The organism is Actinoalloteichus sp. AHMU CJ021, from assembly GCF_002895405.1.
In the GTDB taxonomy this organism is placed as follows: Bacteria; Actinomycetota; Actinomycetes; order Mycobacteriales; family Pseudonocardiaceae; genus Actinoalloteichus_B; species Actinoalloteichus_B caeruleus.
Window position 1 is genome coordinate 918700 of record NZ_CP025990.1, and the last position, 19359, is coordinate 938058.

The window sequence follows — 19359 nt, forward strand, 5'->3', positions numbered from 1 at the left end:
TCCACCGCGCTCGTCCACGGGGACGGACGGCGAATCTCACGGGATCAGCGGTCAGGGTACCCCGTCCCGCCTCGGCGGCGGCCAGGAGTCCCCCGCCCGACCAAGATCAGCACGAGCGCTGGCTGAACGTGAGCCGCGACTCAGTTCTTGACAATGTTGATGTTGTGGTTAGCCTAACCTAACAACACGTACGGTGGCCGTTCGGTTACCTGAACGCCCTGATCACCCGCCGGAGGTTCCGTGCCCCAGGTCGCCAGAGCGTCCCTGCTGACCGTCCCGGCCCCACCACCGAGCCCGGAACCCTGGACGCGGTCCGATCCCGTGGCGGAGCTCCTCACCCACCTCACCGCCGTCCGCGAGGACGCCATCCCACCCGGCCGACCGCTGCCGGCCGGTGATCCGGCCGAAGTGCTCGACACCGTCGACCGGCTGCTCGGTCCGCCCCAGCTGCCCGGACGCGGCATCGGCGAGGCCGCCGCCCTGCGCCGGCTCGCGATCGCGCTGTCCGGGTTCGGGGTGGACCTCCGCCACCCCAGGACCGCCGCCCATCTCCAGGCACCGAGCCTGCCGATCGCGGCCGCCGCCGACGCCCTGGTGTCCCTGGCCAACCCCTCCGTCGACACCTACGACTCCGGCCCGTCCGGGGTGGCCGTGGAGCGCTGGGTGGTGCGCACCCTCGCCGGGCTCGCCGGCCTCGGCCCCGCCTCCGACGGGGTGCTCACCCCGGGCGGATCCCTGTCCAACCTGCTCGGCCTCCTGCTCGCCAGGGACACCGCCGCGGCCCGTCTGGGGATCAACACCCGGCAGGACGGGCTCGCGGCCCTCCCCGGCCCGGTCGTGTTCTGCTCCGAGCTCGCCCACTTCTCCCTGCACCGCGCCTGCGCGGCACTCGGCCTCGGTGAGGCCGCGGTGCACCCGGTCCCGGTCGACCGCCACCGGCGGATGCGACCCGAGGCGCTCGTGCGCGAACTCCGCGACCTCCCCGGCCGGCGGACCCCGGTCGCCGTCGTCGCCACCGCCGGCACCACGGACTTCGGGAGCGTCGACCCGCTGCCCGAACTCGCCGAGATCGCCGCCGACCACGACCTCTGGCTGCACGTCGACGCCGCCCACGGCTTCGGCACCCTCTTCTCCGAACGGCTCTCCCCCCTGCTGGCGGGCATCACCGGCGCCGACTCCATCACCGGCGACCTGCACAAGCTGGGCTGGCAGCCCGCCCCGGCCAGCGTCCTGCTCGTCGCCGACGGCGCCTCCTTCGCGCCGCTGTCCCGGGAGGTCGCCTACCTCAACCCCTCCGACGACGCCGCCGAGGGGTTCGGCGGCCTGCTGGGCCACACCCTCCAGACCACCCGGCGACCCGACGCGGTGAAGATTGCCACCTCCCTGCTCGCCTACGGCCGGGCCCGACTCGGCGCGATGGTCGACCACTGCCACGACCTCGCCAACCACGCCCGGGGCCTGGTGGCCGCCGAACCCCGTCTCGAACTGCTGGCCGAGCCGACGATCAGCACCCTCCTCTTCCGCTACCTGCCCACTCCCGGCGTCGACGCCGACGCCGTCAACGCCGCGCTGCGCCGCGACCTGCTGCGGGACGCGCGGGCACTGGTCGGGCGGAGCGCCGTCACGCTGCACGGGGCCGAGACCGCACCGCTCACCAGCCTCAAACTCACCCTGATCAACCCGGCCGCTGCCACCGAGGACCTCGACGCGATCCTCGCCGCCGTGCTCGACGCCGGAGAACGGGCCGAGGCCGCCTGGAAGGAGCGCTACGCATGACCGAACAGCCCGCCGGCACGGCCGTCGCCGACGATCACGCCCCCCGGCCATCGGAACCTCCCGGCCCCGACCCGCTGTGCGACCCGGACCCGGGCGTCGCGGCCGCGCACGCCCACCTGGAGGCCCTGCTGCGCTGCTGGGTGCGGGAGAAGGCGATCGCCGTACCGGCCACCGGGGAGTTGACCGTGCCGCTCCGGCGCGGCGGCCTCGTGCTGCGCGCCCCGGTGCTGCGCCGCTCACCCACCGAATGGCACCGCTTCGGGCCGGTCCGCCTCACCGGGACCTCAGGGGAGGACGCCGGCGAGGCCGACCCGGTCGTCGTCGCGGCCCTGCTCGCCGACGAGGCCGCCCGGGGGGAGGCCGGCCGGGACCCGGCCAGGGGCGGCGTCGACCCCGGCGAGGTGGCCGACCTCGTGGCGCGGACGGCCGACTCGGTCATCCGCGTCCGGGGGTTCATCCGCCACCACCGGGAGCGCCCGACCGACGAGCGGGACGGCTTCCTGGCGGCCGAGCAGTCCCTGGTGCTGGGGCACCTGCACCACCCGGCGGCCAAGAGCAGGGACGGACTGGCCGAGGAGGAGGCGGCGCGGTACTCGCCGGAACTGCGGGGCTCGTTCCAGCTCCACTGGTTCGCCGTCGACGCCGACCTCGTCTCCCAGGACGCGGTCACCGGCTCGCCCGCGCTCGGCGGCCGCGACACCGCCGCGCTGCTCGCCGAGATCTCCGGCCTGGACACGCCCCCCGGCCGGGTGCTCGTCCCCGCCCACCCGTGGCAGGCCGCCGTCGCGGTGCGCCGGCCACGGCTGGAGGCGATGGTGCGGGCGGGCCGCCTCGTGCCGCTCGGCGCCGCCGGCCGGCCGTGGTGGCCCACGTCGAGCGTGCGGACCCTCTACCAGCCCGGCTCCCCCGTCATGCTGAAACTCTCGCTCGGGCTGCGGCTGACCAACTCACGACGCGAGTCGACCCGCACGGAACTCCGGCGGGGACTGGAGGTCCACCGACTGCTCGACGCCGGCCACGGCGAGGCCACCGAGCGAGCCCACCCGCGCTTCCGGATCATCCGGGACCCGGGCTGGCTGGCCATCGACGACCCAGGCCGACCGGGAGGCCCGGAGGTCACCGGCCTCGACGTCGCCGTGCGCGAGTCCCCGGAGGACATCGCCGAACACCGCTGCCTGGCCGGTCTGGTGGCTCCCCGACCGGGTTGCGGGCCCAGCCTGCTCGGCGGGCTGCTCGCCGGTCGCGGCCCGGCCGCGGCCCGGCGCTGGGTGGTCGACTACACCGACCGGGTGCTCGTGCCCATGCTGCACCTCTACGCCGCGACCGGTATCGGGTTGGAGGCGCACCAGCAGAACACCCTCGTCCGCCTCGACGGCGCCGGGGACGTCGTGGGCGGGGCCTTCCGCGACAACCAGGGTTACTACCTGGCGGCGTCCCGGCTGCCCTCGGTGCTGGCCCGCACCGGGAGCGAGGAGTCCACCCTCGCCGTCGTCGACGACCGCCTCGTCGACGACCGCCTGTCCTACTACCTCCTCCGCAACCAGGCGCTGGCCGTCGTCGGCTGCCTCGGGGAGGAAGGGCTGCTCCCCGAGGAGACGGGCCTGGTCCTGCTCGCCGACCGGCTGCGCGCCGCGCTGCCCGACCTGGCCGCCGCCGGGCCGGACGGCGACCGGCTGGCCCGGCGCTGGCTGGACACCGTCACCCTCCCCTGCAAGGCCAACCTGCTGACCCGGCTCCACGGCATCGACGAGGTCCTCGCCCCACTGGACGCCCAGTCGGTGTACCTGCCGGCCCCCAACCCGCTGACAGGAGCCACCCCGTGAGCAGTCCTCCCACCAGCCCGGCCCCCTCCGACACCTCCGTCCCGGACCGCACCGAGGTGCCGGCTCCCCCGGTCCCGGAGCTCGCCGGGCGCTGGCGACTGCGGGCGATGGCGTCCCCCGGCTCCGGTGCCCGCGCCGCCGAGGACCTCGACCTCGTCTACCAGTGGATGCGCACGCCGCACGTCGCCGCGTTCTGGGCGCAGGCCTGGACCCGTCACCGCTGGGAACAGGAGATCGACGACCAACTCGCCGGTGCCCACTCGCGGCCGGTCCTGGCCCTCCGGGACGGCGTCCCCCTGGCGTACCTGGAGATCTACCGGGTGTGCCGCAACCGCCTGGCCGCCCACTACCCGTTCCTTCCCCATGACGTCGGGGTCCACCTGGCGATCGGGGACCGCGCCCAGCTCGGCCAGGGCCTCGGCCGCGAGCTGCTCGTCGCACTCGCCACCGCGGTGCTGGCGGAGGAACCGGCCTGCCGCCGGGTGGTGGCCGAACCGGCCGTCGCGAACGTCGGATCGGTCCGGTGCTTCCTGGCCGCCGGGTTCCGCCACCTCGGTGAGATCACGCTGCCCGACAAACTCGCCGCCCTCATGGTGCGTCCCCGTTCCGAAGGAGACCTCCCCACGTGAGCACGTCCCCACCCCGGTCCACCGCTCCGCTGCCGGCCAGCACCGACCTGCTGGCGGTGGGGTGTGGTCCGTTCAACCTCGGACTCGCCGCCCTCGCGTCCACGGTGCACGACCTCGACCTGGTCGTCTGCGAGGAGCACGACGAACTCAGCTGGCACCCGGGGCTGATGTTCGACGACGCGCTGCTCCAGGTCAGCTTCCTCGCGGACCTGGTGACCCTCGTCGACCCCGGGCACCCGTTGTCCTTCCTCCACTACCTCCGGGACCGGGGCCGGCTGTACCGCTTCTACGTGCGGGAACGCTTCCACCCGACCAGGCTGGAGTACCAGGACTACCTCCGCTGGGCCGCGGACCGGTTACCTGCCGTCCGGTTCGGGCACCGGGTGGAGACCGTGACCTGGGACGGCCGTTCCGGCCGCTTCGCCGTCGACGTCCGGGACACCTCGGGAACCACCACCACGGTGCTGGCCCGGGACCTGGTCCTCGGGATCGGCACCGAACCCTCGATCCCCCCGGCACTCGCCGGACTCCCCGCCGAACGCCTGGTGCACAGCGGGGACTACCTGCGCCGCGCCACCGCCGTCGACCAGGCGGGCAGGGTCACCGTGGTGGGCTCCGGGCAGTCCGGAGCGGAGGTCACGCTCGACCTGCTGCGCAGGGCAACCGAGGCCCCGGCGGTGAGCTGGCTGACCAGGACACCCGTGTTCGCCCCGCTCGACTACAGCAAGCTCGTGCTCGAGATGACCACACCCGACTACGTCCGCTACTTCCACGGCCTGGACGGCGCGGTGCGGGACACCCTCGTCGCCGAGCAGTGGCGGCACTACAAGGGCATCTCGGAATCCACCCTGGAGGAGCTGCACGACGCGCTCTACCGGCGGCAGCTGCGCCCGGGATCCGCCGACGTGGAACTCCGTGCCGGCGTCGCCGTGCTCGGAGCCGAGGAGGACCCGTCCGGGGGTGTCGTCCTGACCTGCCACCACGCCGACACCGGCCGGGAGTTCCGGCACCGGACGGACCTGGTCGTCGCGGCGACGGGCTACCGGCACCGCCCCCCGAGCCTCCTCGACCCGCTGACGCCGGCGATCCGCACCGACCACGCGGACCGGCCGGTGGTGCGGCTCGACCACTCCGTCGAGCTCGCCCCCCACGTCACCGGGCGGGTGTTCGTCTCCAACGCCGACCTGCACAGCCACGGGGTGGCCGCGCCCGACCTGGGCATCGGTGCGGTGCGCAACGCGACCATCCTCAACGCCGTCACCGGCCGGGAGTGCTACCCCCCGCCCCGCGACACCGCGTTCACCCGTTTCGCCCCACCGACGCTCGACGGAGGTGCCTGAGGTGGCACGACGCACGACGGAGGGGACCACCGCCGGCTCGGCCCGGCCCGCCCCGGCCGCAGACCCGGCCGAACCCGGTTCGGGTTCCGGCGGGCGCTCCACCCCGGGCGTCCGGGGAACGCGGACACCGGACCGCGACGCGCCGTCGCCCCCCGGGGGCGCCGAGGGCACGTCGAGCGCCGCCCCGGAGGACGCCACACGGAGGGACGGCCCTCCCGTGCCCCGGGACGACCGGCACCCGTCCCCACCGACCCGCACCGCCCTCCGCGCGGCGGCCTGGTCCAGGGCTTCCCGGGCCCTGCTGGCCAAGCTCATCGGGGAACTGTCCTTCGAGGACCTCCTTCGCCCCGCCCGCCAGGAGGACGGCGACCACCTCCTGGAGCTGCCCACCGCCACCTACCTCTTCTCCGCCGACCGCACCGACTTCGGCGGGTGGTCGGTCTGCCCCGGGAGCATCCGCCGCCGGGCCACCGGCCTGCTCGGTGACCGGCTCACCCAACCGGCGGAGGACGTCCAGCAGTTCCTGCTCGACGCGGCCCCCGTGATCGGGATGCCGCCGGCCACCCTGGCGAACTACCTCTCGGAGCTGACCGCGACGCTCACCGCCGACGTGGAGCTGGCGACGACGGCGCTGCCCGCGAGGACACTCGCCACCCTCGGCCACGCCGAAGTGGAGGGCCACCTCACCGGACACCCCTGGCTGGTGGCGAACAAGGGCCGGGTCGGATTCGCGGCCTCGGACCTGGCCGCCTACGCACCGGAGGCCAGGACCCCGCTGCGGCTGCCGTGGCTGGCCGTCCAGCGGGGGCTCGCCGAGTTCCGCGGCACCCCCGACCTCTCCGAGGACGGCGTGGTGGCCAGCGAACTCGACCAGGACACCCGCGAACGGTTCGCCTCCGTACTCCGCGACGCCGGCCTCGTCCCCGGCACCCACGTGTGGTTCCCGGTCCACCCCTGGCAGCTCGACCACGTGGTGCGCACCCTGTGGGCTCCGGAGCTGGCCACCGGGCGGATCGTCGAACTGGGCACGGCCCCCGACCGGTACCTGCCCACCCAGTCGATCCGGACCATGTCCAACGTGGACAGGCCGGACCGGCTCCAGGTGAAGCTGCCGCTGCGCATCCTGAACACCGCCGTCTGGCGGGGCATCCCGCCGCACTGCACCGTCGCCGCGCCCGCGGTGACGCGGTGGCTGCGGGGCCTCTGGGCCGCCGACGAGCGGTTCGCCGGCTGGGGGGCCACCCTCCTGGGCGAGGTGGCGTCGGTGACGGTGCGGCACCCACGGCTGAGCGCGGCCGGCGAGGTCCCCTACACCTGGTTGGAGACGCTGGGCTGCGTGTGGCGGGAACCCGTGGACCCGCTGCTCGGCCCCGACCAGGGCTGCTGGCCCCTCGCCGCGGTCCTGCACGTCGACCCGCACGGCGGCGACCTGGTGGGTGCCTACCTGGAGGCCGGTGACCACGACGTGGACGCCTGGGTGGCCGCGTTGCTGCGCGTGCTGCTGCGCCCGCTGCTCCACCTGCTCTACCGCTACGGGATCACCGTGAACCCCCACGGGGAGAACGTGCTGATCACCACCGACGCGCGGGGGCTCCCGACCGGGGCGGTGCTCAAGGACCTCATCGACGACGTGAACGTGTCCCTCGACGCGGTCCCCGAGCGCGGCCCCGAACCCGATTCCCACGACAGGGTGCTCCCCAGGAAGCCGTGGCCCGTGCTGCGCCAGTACCTGGTGGACGCGCTGCTGGTCGGCGTCCTCCGCCCCCTGGCGGTCCTGTTGGAGGAGCGGCACGGCCTGGCGCGCCCCCGGCTGTGGGGGCGGGTGCGCGGCGAGATCGACGCCTACCGGCGGCGGTTCCCGGAACTCGCCGACCGGATCGAGGCCGGGTCCCTGACGGTGCCGGAGTTCCCCCGGTACCCGCTCAACGGCGACCGCCTCGTCCAGACCGGGTACGCCGAACTCCCCTACCGGCACGCCATCCGCCCGAGGGGGACCGTTCCCAGTCCGCTGCGCGACGTGCCGCCGCTCCCACCCCCCGACGGCTGGTGACTCGTGGGGGCGCGCCCGGGCCGGCCGGTGGGGCCGCTGGGCCCAGCGCTCCCCGGGCACGCCGACGCCCACCGGGCGGCGACTGTCGACCCGGTGGGCGTCCTCGCGGCGCTCAGGCCGAGGTGGTCACCCGCCGCCTGGCGCGCCAGGCGGCGAAGCCGGCCCGCTCGGCGTCGTCGGCCGACCGGAACCAGATGTCCGCCTTGGTGCGGCGGTAGTAGGGCGAGTCCTCGGTGTGGTAGGTCATGGACCGCTTCTTGGCCTTCACCGGGTAGCCCTCCGGGTGGCCGGTGGCATCGGCCTCCGCGAGCACCGAGTTCGGGTACGGGCCCGTCGAGGGCGTGTCCTCGCGTTCCGGGGTCGCCAGTTCGGTGCCGGCCGGGCCGTCCTCCTCCACGGGCGCGTGCGCCCGGCTCCCGTTGGTCGCGGCCCGGCCGTTCAGGTCGGGGTCGGTCCGGGCGCTGGGCACCGACGTCGCGCCGCTGGCGGCCTCCGGTGCGCCGGCTCCGTCGTCCGCACCGGCCACGGCGACGGCTCCGGCCCGCCGGTCGGATGTGCCCGGGGCACCGTTCGCGGACCCCACGGGCTCCTCCTCGGCCCGGTCGGCCGACGTCTCCTCCTGGTCGGCGACGACGATCACGGAGACGGGTACGTCCCGCAGCGCCTCCGCGTCCCGCTTCTCCCGCTCCGACACGTCCTCCGACCCGTCCTCCGGCTCCTCCAGCCCGTCGGCGGCCGGCCGGTCGGAGCCCGCCACGGGGGCGGCGTCCCGCTCGCCCTCGGAGAGCAGGTGGTCGAGAGGCGCCTGGTCCGTCGCCGAGGTGTTCTCGGCGTCGCCGGCCGCCGCCGCCCCGCTCGCCCGCCTCCGCATCGGGCGGAGCACGAGCAGCGTGACCGCGACCACCCCGAGCGCGAAAGAAACCAGGCACCACAGGAATATCTGGCTGAACAGCCAGCCCATACGCGTTTCCCTCCCTTGAGCACGATCACACCCGATCACCGGAAAGGTCCGCGCGATTCCCGACCGTGCCGATTCCCGGCCGGACCACCGCGGGCTTCTCGGCTGTGGCGTGTCCTCTGGTTTCCACTGGTGGCCACGAACCACCGTTGGCGGCTGTCGTGCGCCGGGCCACCGTCAGCCCGCCCGGTCCGGTGGTCACCGTGTCGCCGCTGACCACCGCGACCTCGGGTTGTCCCGTCCGCTCGGGGACTACCCGCACTGGTCGGGCCGACGCACGGCTTGATCGCCAGCAGGTACTTCATACTTGACTGGCAGCGCCCATGCCAGCGCCAAGACCACAAGGTGTGAGTCCTCCGCCGAATTTCACCAATTCGAGCAAGGAGTTCCGCACTCCCGGTCAGAATTCTCCCCGCCGCATCCCGTACTTCTCACGAACAAGCGACAAGTCCGGTGGCAGCACTCGACATTCTCCGGATCGTGTCACACGCGGTGATCAACAACGGACACGCCCGGGTCGCCGGCCATGCGGACCAGCGACGGCCCGCGACACACCGCGCGGCCGGCCGCACTCGCCGGCCACCTCCGGAGCCCCGCACCCCCGGGGCCGCGCCCGCGACGACACGCACCGGTTCACTGACCGTCCCGGCCGGCTCCGTCCCCGCTCGACTCGTCGCCGCGCACCACCCGTCGCAGCCGGGGGACCCGGTCGGCGAGGGCCCGTTCCGCTCCCCGGGCCGCCGGCTGGTAGTAGTCGCGGCCGACGAGCTGGTCGGGCGGGTACTGCTGGGTCAGCACGCCCTCGGGCACGTCATGGGGGTACCGGTACCGCTCGGCGTGCCCGAGCCGAGCGGCGCCCGCGTAGTGCCCGTCGCGCAGGTGCGGCGGCACGGCGCCCACCGCCCCCCGGTTCACGTCGGCCACCGCCGCGTCGATCGCCGTGATCACCGCGTTCGACTTCGGGGCGGTCGCCAGGTGGATCGTCGCCTGGGCCAGCGCGAGCCGTGCCTCGGGCATCCCGATGAGCTGCACGGCCTGGGCGGCGGACACGGCGGCGGTGAGGGCCGTCGGATCGGCGAGGCCGATGTCCTCACTGGCGTGCACGACCAGCCGGCGCGCGATGAAGCGCGGGTCCTCCCCTGCGGCGACCATCCTGGCCAGGTAGTGCAGCGCGGCGTCGACGTCCGACCCCCGGATGGACTTGATGAAGGCGCTGGTCACGTCGTAGTGCTGGTCGCCCTGCCGGTCGTAGCGCACGGCGGCCCGGTTCACCGTGTCCTCCACGGTGTCGAGGGTGATCGTGGCCTCCCCGACGGAGTCACTGGCCTCGGCGGCCGCCTCCAGGGCGGTGAGCGCCCTCCTGGCGTCGCCGCCGGCGAGGCGGACCAGGTGGTCCTCGGCGTCGGTGGCGAGCTCCAGCCGTCCCCCCAAGCCCCGTTCCTCGGCCAACGCCCGCCGGACGAGTTCGCGGACCGCCTCGTCCTCGAGCGGCCGCAGCTGGAGGACCAGCGACCGGGAGAGCAGCGGGGCGACCACGGAGAAGAACGGGTTCTCGGTGGTCGCGGCCACGAGCAGGATGATCCGGTCCTCCACCGCACCCAACAGGGCGTCCTGCTGGGTGCGGGAGAAGCGGTGGACCTCGTCGATGAACAGCACCGTCCGCTCGGACCGCCGGCCGAGGCGACGCCGCGCCTCCTCGATGACCGCGCGCACCTCCTTCACCCCGGCGGAGAGCGCGGAGAGCGCGACGAACCGGCGACCGGTGGCGAGCGACACCAGGGAGGCGAGGGTGGTCTTGCCGGTGCCGGGCGGCCCGTACAGCATCACCGAGGCGGGAGCCCCGCCCTCGACCAACCGCCGCAGCGGCGCCCCCGGGTGCAGGAGGTGGTCCTGGCCCACCACCTCGTCCAGCGTGCGGGGTCGCATCCGCACCGGGAGGGGCGCGTTCGCCGCGACCGCCTCGTTGGCGTCCTGCTGGACCTGCGCCTCGAACAGGCCCTCGTCGAAGAGTCCGTCTGCCACGGCGACGACGCTACCCGGCGACCCGGTCGGGTCGGTCCGGCGACCGCCGGGGGGACGCCGTGGTCAGCGGAAGGCCGGGTAGGTGGGCAACTGCTGGGTCTTGAGGCCGAAGTGCGCCCGGATGCCCTCCGCGACCTGATCGGCGTGCTCCCGCATGGTGGGGCTGAGCCGCTCGTCCCCGGCGAGGCGCTCCCACTGCGTGAGCAGGGTGAGGTACCGCAGGATCGGGTCGCCGTGGTCGTTGGCGGCGGGGACGTCGGCGCTCCGCTCGTTGGCGATGCCCAACAGCTTCCAGGTGGTCAGCCAGGCCCACAGCAGCTGCGCCCTGAGCAGCCACGGCATCAGCACGGCGTCGTCGTCGAGCTCGGGCCACACGGCGCTGACCTCGGACCGCCACGCCGCGAGCATCGCCTGGGACATGCGAGCGGGTATCGCCGAGCCGCACCAGCAGGAGGCGAAGGGCACGCTGAGGTTGACCGCGTCCAGCGCGATGTCGCGCATGCAGCCGCCCTCGAAGTCGAGGAAGCGGACCCCGGAGCTGGTGACGACGCTGTTGTCCGGGCAGATCTCCGAAGGGCTGAACGCGCGGTAGCGGCCGCGCGCGAAGAGGCGGACCTCCTCACCCAACTCCGCCAGCACCGCGTCCGGGGTGTCGACGCCGACCGTCTCGGCCAGCAGGGTCGGCAGCTCGGCCAGCATCCGTTCGGAGTCCTCGACGGCGGCCGGCCGCGCCGGTTCGAGCCCGCCGAGCCGGCGGACCAGGGTGTCGAAGTCCGCTTCCCGCCCGGCCGTGCTGGCGTGGAGGCGACCGAGCCCCCTCGCCCAGGCGAGCAGGGCCGTCTCGGCGGCCCGGGTGTCCGAGCCCTCCAGCCGGTCGGTCAGGGTCGGGGCGCGCCCGAGGTCCTCCAGGATGACCAGCCGCTCGCTGGCGTCCTGACCGACGAGTTCCGGACCCACCCAGGTCTCGGAGGGCAGGGCGGTGAGCAACTGGCAGCTGGCCGCCTCGTGGGCGAAGGGGTCGGCGGCCGCCTCGGGCGCGGGGCCCTGGTAGTGCTTGATCACCAGCGATCGGGGCAGCGAGAACGGGTTCTCGACCACCCTGACCCTGATCACCACAGCGCGGCCGCTGCCGCCCAGGTCCTCCGGGTCGCCCAGCCGCACCGGGGCTCCGAAGCGACGGGACAGCGCGGACTCAGCGGCGGCAACCGTTGGAGTCATCCCAGTGGTTTCTTCGGTTGTGCCGTCGACCGCCGTTGGCCGACCGACCGCAATCTCCAGACTCATCTCTTCCGACCCTACCGCTGTTCGGGTCCTCATTTGGCCACTCTGCGTAGTACATCAAGGTGAATTCGGGGTGTCCGGGCGTGTCGCACCCGGACACCCCGCGTTCCTCATGCCTCCGCGGTCTTCCTGACCGGCTTCGCGTCAACACCGGCCTCCCGGCGCTGCTGGAGGGTGATGGGCGCCGGAGCCTGCGTCAACGGGTCGAAACCGCCTCCCGACTTCGGGAACGCGATGACGTCGCGCAGCGAGTCCGCGCCAGCCAGCAGCATGACGATGCGGTCCCACCCGAAGGCGATGCCGCCGTGCGGCGGGGGGCCGAACTTGAAGGCGTCCAGCAGGAACCCGAACTTCTCCCGCGCGTCCTCGGAACCGATCCCCATGACCTCGAAGACGCGCTCCTGCACGTCGCGCTGGTGGATCCGGATCGAGCCACCGCCGATCTCGTTGCCGTTGCAGACGAGGTCGTAGGCGTAGGCGAGGGCGTGCTCCGGGTCCTGGTCGAACCGGTCGATCCACTCGGGGGTCGGCGAGGTGAAGGCGTGGTGCACCGCCGTCCACCGGCCGGAGCCGACGGCGACGTCGTCGGTCTCGTCGACGGACTCGAACATGGGCGCGTCGGTGACCCAGACGAAGGACCACGCGTCCTCGTCGACCATTCCCGTGCGGCGCGCGATCTCCAGCCTGGCCGCCCCCAGCAGCGCCCGGGCGTCGGAGGGCCGGCCGGCCGCGAAGAAGACGCAGTCGCCGGGAGCGGCGCCGACCGCCTTGGCCAGTCCCTCCCGCTCCCCGTCGGAGAGGTTCTTGGCGACCGGGCCACCCAGGGTGCCGTCCTCGGCGACGAGCACGTAGGCCAGCCCCTTGGCGCCGCGCTGCCTCGCCCAGTCCTGCCAGGCGTCGAGCTGGCGGCGCGGTTGGTCCGCGCCACCCGGCATGACCACGGCGCCCACGTAGGGCGCCTGGAAGACCCGGAAGGTCGTCTCCGAGAAGTACTCGGTCATCTCGGTCAGTTCGAGACCGAACCGCAGGTCCGGCTTGTCCGTCCCGTACCGCGACATGGCCTCGTGGTAGGTGATCCTCGGGATGGGCGTGGTGATCTCGTGGTCCGCCAGCTCGGCCCACAGCGCGGAGACGATGCGCTCGCCGAGCTCGATCACGTCCTCCTGCTCGACGAAGCTCATCTCGATGTCGAGCTGGGTGAACTCCGGCTGCCGGTCGGCCCGGAAGTCCTCGTCCCGGTAGCAGCGCGCGATCTGGTAGTAGCGCTCCACCCCGCCCACCATGAGCAGCTGCTTGAACAGCTGCGGGGACTGCGGCAACGCGTACCAGGAGCCGGGCTGGAGGCGGGCCGGGACGAGGAAGTCCCTGGCGCCCTCGGGAGTGGACCGGGTGAGGGTCGGGGTCTCGACCTCGACGAACCGCCGCTCGTCCAGCACGGAGCGGGCGACGCGGTTGGCCTCGCTGCGCAGCCGCAGCGCGCGGGCGGGACCGGAACGCCGCAGGTCCAGGTACCGGTACCGCAGCCGGACCTCCTCCCCCGCCTCCACGTGCTCGTCGAGCGGGAAGGGCAGCGCGGCCGACTCGGACAACACGTCCAGCTCGGTGACCGTGACCTCGATCTCGCCGGTGGGGATCTCGGGGTTCTCGTTGCCCTCCGGGCGGACGACGACCTCGCCGGTGACCCGCAGGCAGAACTCGGAGCGCAGCCGGTGGGCCCGCTCGGCCATCTCGCCCTCGCGGAAGACCACCTGGGCGACGCCGGAGGCGTCGCGAAGGTCGATGAAGATCACTCCCCCGTGATCGCGACGGCGCGCCACCCACCCGGTGAGGGTGATGGTCTGGCCTACATGCTCGGCGCGCAGGGCGCCGGCCTCATGCGTGCGCAACACGAGTTCGGGTCTCCTTGTCCTGAGATGTGCGTAGGCTGGGTCGCCAGCCAGGTACGCCAGGGTGACCTCAAGAGGCTAGCCAATCCCCGACCACCGCCGTCGAGCAGGTTTCCCGGCCCACGGCCCGGCGACCGCGAATCGCCCGGCCCCCGCGCCGGCGACGGACCGCGGACCCCCGGCCCCGCCTGATCCGGCCGAAGCGTTCCGCCCCCCGAGTGAGGGGCCGATCGCCCGATCGCGCCGCGGCGGCGTCGTCCGTTACGACTAGTTGCAACACCGTCACAGCTTGCTCCGATGAACAGGCGTTACCGACCCCTTGGAGGAGTCCGACGTGACCGATGACAACAGGTCGAAGATCTGGATCCGCAGACACGGCTGGTGGCAACCGCCGCAGCCCTTCACCGAGGACAGCGGCTGGCACCTGTGGCCGGCGGGGCAGGTGCTGAGCCGGTCGCCGCTGTCGGTGATGACCCCCGGCTTCGAGTACTACGTGTGCGACGGCGGCCCCTCCCGGCGCCGGGCCTTACGCCGGCTGGTCCGGGTCGGCAGCGTCTCCCCGCGTTTCGTCGTCACCTCGCTCGACGACGGGTTCGACCAGTTGGGCACCTTCTTCCGCGACCAGGACCGCACCCTCAGCGTCGACGGCTGGTACAAGGACCAGTACACGCGGGACAAGTTCCGCTCACCGAGGAACTTCCACCTGTTGGCCTGGACCTTCGAGGTGGCCGAGACCGTCGCCGTTCCGCTCCCCTCGACGCTGCGGTTCGCCCCGAGCGGGTGGCTGAACCTGGAGCGCGACGCGCTGTCGCCCGCCGAGGTGGGGTGACCGGGAGGGGCGAGCGCCCGGGGCGCGAGCACGGTTCCCGGCCGGCTTCTGGGTCGTGCGGGCGTCCTCCTGGCACGATCTCGCACCCATGCGCCAGGCGACGGCGGCACGCGGTCCCGGGCGGGAGGGGTTCACCCAGATCCGGCGCGCACCAGGTGGGTCATCACCGGCGCGTGCTCGCCCGGCAGGTCGAGGGTGGCGCTGACCTCACCCGCCGCCGCGTCGATCACGGAGATGCTGCTCTCCCGCGCGTTGAGCGCGAAGACCCGTCGCCCGTCCCCCGAGACGGCCAACGCGGTGGGTCCCGCTCCGACCGGGACGGCGGAGGCCGCGCCGGTCTCCCGGTCGATGGCGGAGACGGCGTCCTCGTCGACGCGCACCGCGTAGACCGGGTCGTCGGGTCCCGCCGAGACCGCGGCGTCGCCGTGCGCGACCTCGGTCCGCGCCTCCCAGAGCACCTCGAAGGTGCCCGCGTCGAGGTCGCGGAGGAGCCGCTGGTCACCCTGGTCGACGAGGAGGAGCCGCCCACCGGTCGGGCGGAGCAGCGCCGCCGGCGAGGGCAGCCGGGCGGTGCCCACCGACAGCTCCGCCGCGTCGACGACTAGGACCTCGGGCGCGGCGGCGGCGGGCAACAGGGTCCGCCCGTCGTCCGTGCTGACCGGCCGCAGGGTGCGGACGCCGAGGTCGACCGTGCCGTGGAGCTCGCCCGTCGCCGCGTCGAGCACGGTCAGGGTGTCCCCGGCGACGGCCTTGACGACCAGCATTGACCCGTCGGAGGTGACGTCGAGGTAGAAGGCATCGCGGTCGCGGGCGGGGAAGGTGGCCACCACCCCACCGTCGGCGGTGTCGATCACGGTCACGACGGCCTGGGCGCCGGCGCGCGTCAGGGCGTAGACCCGGCCACCGTCCGGCGAGGCCGCCAGGTCGCTGGGCGGGGCGTCGACCGGGACCGTCCGCACGACGTCCCCGGCGGCCGGGTCGACCACCAGCACGGCGTCGGGGTTCGCCGAGCCCACGTAGAGGCGGTCGCCCCCGTTCCGCTGCTCGGGAAGGGCTGTGCCGTTCGTCCCGGCGGGAGTGGCGGCGGCCGGACGCCCGCCGGGGGCCGTCGGCGCGACGAGCGCGAGGAGCAGCGCGAGCGCGCCGACCGCGACCCGCCGCGCGGTGCGGAGGGGCCGCCTTCCCGGTGCGGGCGCGCCGCGACGGGCACGGGGCCGGGCGGTGTCGGCCACGGAGGTGGGGTCCGGGCGCGGGCGACGACTCGGAGCGGCGGAGCTGCGCATGGGGGTGTCCCTCCGGCTGGGTCACGGACGCGCGGGAAGTGAAGCAAGTTCGGACCGGTTCCGGCGAGCCGCCGCTCCGGTGGGATGCCGAACCTGTCCGGGGAACACTCCGGGCGGGTGACGGGCGAGCGGCCACCCCCGCGCCCGAACCGAGGCTCCCGTCGGCGGAGCCCGGAGCTGGGTTCGGCGGCCGCCGCCTCGTCCCCGTCGGCGGCCGGCACGGCGCCGGGGGTCCGGGTGGTGCCCCCGGAACGGGGGTCAGAGGAGCGTGAGCTGGGTGGCGTGCTCCCGGCTCGGACGGCTGGGCGGGGTCGCCGACGACGTCGCTCCGGCGCCCCGGTGCTCCCCGGGCCGTTCGCGGAGCAGGCCGTGCGCACGGGCGGCCAGCCGGACCCGTTCGGCGACGACGCGCTGGTAGGCCTTCGGCGCGTACGCACCATCCCGGTACAGCCGTTCGTACCGCTCGACCAGGCCAGGGTGCTCCCGGGCCAGCCACCCCAGGTACCACTCCCGCGCCCCGGGGCGGAGGTGGAGCACCACCGGCGTCACGCTCGTCGCGCCAGCGGCGGCGATCGCGGCCACGGCGCTGTCGATCCGCTCCGCCGAATCCCCCAGGCCGGGGAGGATCGGGGCCATCAGCACACCGCACCCCACCCCGGCGTCGGTCAGCCGGCGCACGGCGTCCAGCCGCGCTCGGGGGGAGGGGGTGCCCGGCTCCACCGAACGCCACAGCCGCTCGTCGAGGTGACCCACCGACATCGACACCGAGACGGAGGTGCGGCGGGCGGCGCGCTCGAGGAGGTCCAGGTCCCGCAGGAGCAGCGTGCCCTTGGTGAGGACGGAGAAGGGGTTGGCCGCGTCGGCCAAGGCTCCCAGGATGTCGCGCATCAACCGGTAGCGGCCCTCCGCCCGCTGGTAGGGGTCCGTGTTGGTGCCCATCGCCACGTGCTCCCCCGTCCAGCCCGGTCTGGCCAGTTCCCTGCGGAGCACCTCGCCGGCGTTGACCTTGACGATGACCCGGGTGTCGAAGTCGTGGCCGGCGTCCAGGTCGAGGTAGGTGTGGGTCCGCCGGGCGAAGCAGTAGACGCAGGCGTGGGTGCACCCCCGGTAGGGGTTGACCGTCCAGCCGAAGGGCATCGACCCGCCCGGTACCCGGTTGAGGACGCTCCTGGCCATCACCTCGTAGAAGGTGATGCCGGCGAACTCCGGCGTCGTGGTCTCGCGGAGGAACCCGTGGAGCCGTAGCGGCTGTTCCATGCCGGGGAGCACCGCCTCGCTCCGGGCCGCTCCGTCCGCCCGCTGTCCGTCCCATCGCACGGCGAGCATTCGAACACACATTCGAGCGACGGACAACGAGCACCCGGTTGCGACGCATGTAAGATCTCACTTACAGGTGACACTCCACCAGTTCACCAGTCAGTCAAGCGAGGGCACCGGACCCGGGCGGTCGCGCACCGCCGGCCGAGGGGACTCGTCCTCCTCGTGCGCCCCTCACCGACCACCGGGAGCACCGACATGACCGATTCGCGTCTCCACTCGCCGGGAACGCTGAAGGACCACCGTGCCCGCCCGGCCGTCGGCGGGACGACATCCGACCCGGCCGAACCACCGCCGTTACCCGAGGACCGGGGCCGCACCGCCGGGCGACGGCGGGAACCGCCGATGAGCGCTCCGACACGGGCACGTCCCCGGCCTCACCTGCCCGCCCAGGACGTCAGGGCGGACGCGGGAGCCACCGCCCCGGGAGCCGCGCCACCCGCCGCGGGCATCACCGCCCTCCGACCATCGACGGCCAGGCCGGGCCGGGACCGCCTGGTGGACCTGCTGCGCGCCTGGGGAACGATCTGCGTGATCGTGATGCACTGGGTCATCCCGGAGGTGGCCTGGAACGGGCATCAGCTGGAGATCGGCAACGCCCTCGTCCACGGGTGGGGCTGGCTGGCCACCTGGGCGTTCCAGGTCATCCCGCTGATGTTCTTCGCCTCCGGCTGCGCCACCCACCTCCAGCTCAGCCGCCGCCCGCGCCCGACCCTGTCCTTCGTCCGGGCTCGGATCCGACGTCTGCTCCCGCCCGTCGCGGTGTTCGCCGCGTTCTGGATCGCCGCCGCCGTCGTGTTGCCCCTCATCGGGGTCCCGACGTCGGCCGCGCACTCGGCGGCGACGCTCGCACCGCAGCTCCTGTGGTACCTGGGCGTCTACCTGATCCTGCTGCTGCTGTCGCCGCTGCTGTTCCGCGCCTTCGCGCGGTTCGGCCACCGGCTGACCCTCGCGGTGGCCGCCGGCGCGGCGCTGGTCGACCTCGCGCGCTTCACCCTGGACCTGCCGGTGCTCGGCCTGATCAACATCGTGTTGGTCTGGGCGGTCCCGTACCTGCTCGGCTACGCCTACGCGGCCGGTCCGCTGACCACGATCCCCCGCGGCACGCTCCTGGTCGGCGCCCTCGGGAGCCTGGCCCTGCTCGCGCTGCTGGTGGCGGTTGGGCCCTACCCGGCCAGCATGGTCGGTATGCCGGGCGCCCCGCTGTCGAACATGAACCCGCCGACGGTCTGCCTGCTCGCCCTGACCGGGCTGCACCTGTCGCTCGCGCTGCTGTGGCGGCGACGCCTGGAACGGCTGGCCGCCCGCCCCACGGTGGCCGCCCTGGTCGGCTGGATCGGGCGGCACAGCATGACGCTGTACCTGTGGCACCTCACCGCGATGTTCTTCGTCATCGGCGCTGCGCTGTTCGCGCTGGACCTGCACCTGCCCGACAGCTGGAGCACCCAGTGGTGGCTGACCCGTGCGCTCTGGTTCGGCGCGGCCGGCCTGGTCCTCGCCGTGCTGGTGCTGGCCTTTCGGCGCGCTGAGCTGCGCCGGCCCCCTCGGCCGGGGACCCGCCCCTCCCCCGTTCCCCTCTCCCCTGTTCTCCCCGCCCCGGTGGACCTCATCGGCCCCGAGCTGCCGTCGGCGGGAGGCGGCGCCGGGCTGCGAGCCCGGACCAACGCCGCACCCGCCGTCCAGCCGGTCCACAGCGCCCGCTGGGACCAGCGCCGGTGACGGCGGGCACGCTGCCCGGTCCGGACCTAGGATGAGCCGGCGGCGCTGATCGGTCCCGCGTCGCGGCCGACGCACCCCGGCGGTCCTCGGACCGCCCACGCGTGCCCAGGGGACGCGCCGCCACCGGCCCGACCAGCACGGAGGGGAGGACCCGGCGCTCCCGCCGCGCGAAGCGGCGGCCGTCGGCGAGTCTGGATGAACGGCAACGGCGACCAGGACTGGTTCCGCTCGGCGGGAACCCCCGCCCCCGGCCGGGAGCACCCCCCGGAGAGCGCCACCGAACGCACCGACGAGCTACCACCTGTCGCCGGTTCCCCCCACCGGGACGGCCGGCCCAGGAGCAGTCGTCGACCAGCGGGTGCGGGCCACGGGCGAGGCGACCTCCCCGGCACGTCGGTGCCCGGCGAGACCGGTGAGACCGGGGAGCCGCCGTCCGCCCCACCGCC

Annotated in this window: 13 protein-coding genes; 7 read left to right on the plus strand and 6 right to left on the minus strand. The window is 74.1% G+C overall.

Annotated elements, in window-relative coordinates; all coding sequences use genetic code 11:
* Positions 1-240 precede the first annotated feature (240 nt).
* The 5 genes from C1701_RS03465 to C1701_RS03485 all read left to right on the plus strand — a co-directional run bounded on the left by C1701_RS03465 (position 241) and on the right by C1701_RS03485 (position 7618).
* Positions 241-1776 carry a pyridoxal phosphate-dependent decarboxylase family protein gene (locus C1701_RS03465; RefSeq protein WP_030106329.1) on the plus strand — a complete coding sequence of 512 codons (1536 nt, stop codon included), beginning with the start codon at positions 241-243 and terminating at the stop codon, positions 1774-1776.
* Complete coding sequence (locus tag C1701_RS03470; RefSeq protein WP_030106330.1) at positions 1773-3599, plus strand: IucA/IucC family protein; 1827 nt, start codon at positions 1773-1775, stop codon at positions 3597-3599. Before C1701_RS03465 ends, C1701_RS03470 begins: the two co-directional genes overlap by 4 nt.
* A complete protein-coding gene (locus tag C1701_RS03475; protein WP_337662118.1) occupies positions 3596-4228 on the plus strand; it encodes a GNAT family N-acetyltransferase in 633 nt (210 codons plus the stop codon). The genes C1701_RS03470 and C1701_RS03475 overlap by 4 nt, the downstream gene beginning before the upstream one ends.
* A complete protein-coding gene (locus tag C1701_RS03480) occupies positions 4225-5568 on the plus strand; it encodes a lysine N(6)-hydroxylase/L-ornithine N(5)-oxygenase family protein (protein WP_035275292.1) in 1344 nt (447 codons plus the stop codon). Before C1701_RS03475 ends, C1701_RS03480 begins: the two co-directional genes overlap by 4 nt.
* 217 nt (positions 5569-5785) lie before the next feature.
* Positions 5786-7618, plus strand: coding sequence for an IucA/IucC family protein (locus C1701_RS03485; RefSeq protein WP_103056955.1), 1833 nt, complete (start codon positions 5786-5788; stop codon positions 7616-7618).
* Positions 7619-7730: 112 nt separating this feature from the next.
* Here C1701_RS03485 and C1701_RS03490 read toward each other — a convergent pair whose 3' ends face one another.
* From C1701_RS03490 to aspS, 4 genes are all read right to left on the minus strand, one after another.
* Positions 7731-8579 (minus strand): sunset domain-containing protein, encoded by an 849-nt coding sequence (locus C1701_RS03490; protein ID WP_103055537.1) that lies wholly within the window; start codon positions 8577-8579, stop codon positions 7731-7733.
* 630 nt (positions 8580-9209) lie between these two features.
* The gene (locus C1701_RS03495) at positions 9210-10598 is read right to left on the minus strand and encodes a replication-associated recombination protein A (RefSeq protein WP_103055538.1); all 1389 of its coding nucleotides are present in this window, start codon (positions 10596-10598) and stop codon (positions 9210-9212) included.
* Positions 10599-10661: 63 nt separating this feature from the next.
* Positions 10662-11816 (minus strand): hypothetical protein, encoded by a 1155-nt coding sequence (locus C1701_RS03500; protein ID WP_337662119.1) that lies wholly within the window; start codon positions 11814-11816, stop codon positions 10662-10664.
* 173 nt (positions 11817-11989) lie between these two features.
* A complete protein-coding gene (gene aspS, locus C1701_RS03505; RefSeq protein ID WP_026418903.1) occupies positions 11990-13768 on the minus strand; it encodes an aspartate--tRNA ligase in 1779 nt (592 codons plus the stop codon).
* Positions 13769-14099: 331 nt separating this feature from the next.
* On the opposite strand from aspS, the gene C1701_RS03510 reads away from it, so the two are divergent.
* Positions 14100-14594: a hypothetical protein gene (locus C1701_RS03510; RefSeq protein WP_026418904.1), complete on the plus strand. Its 495-nt coding sequence runs from the start codon at positions 14100-14102 to the stop codon at positions 14592-14594.
* A 131-nt stretch (positions 14595-14725) separates the two neighbouring features.
* Here the strand turns inward: C1701_RS03510 and C1701_RS03515 are convergent, their stop codons facing one another.
* Entirely contained in the window at positions 14726-15877 is a 1152-nt protein-coding gene (locus C1701_RS03515; protein WP_337662120.1) for a hypothetical protein, read from the minus strand.
* A gap of 258 nt (positions 15878-16135) precedes the next feature.
* Positions 16136-17203 (minus strand): Rv2578c family radical SAM protein, encoded by a 1068-nt coding sequence (locus tag C1701_RS03520; RefSeq protein ID WP_337662121.1) that lies wholly within the window; start codon positions 17201-17203, stop codon positions 16136-16138.
* Between the two features lie 189 nt (positions 17204-17392).
* Between C1701_RS03520 and C1701_RS03525 the strand changes: the two genes are divergently transcribed.
* Positions 17393-18913 carry an acyltransferase family protein gene (locus C1701_RS03525; RefSeq protein WP_337662122.1) on the plus strand — a complete coding sequence of 507 codons (1521 nt, stop codon included), beginning with the start codon at positions 17393-17395 and terminating at the stop codon, positions 18911-18913.
* The last annotated feature ends 446 nt before the right edge of the window (positions 18914-19359 follow it).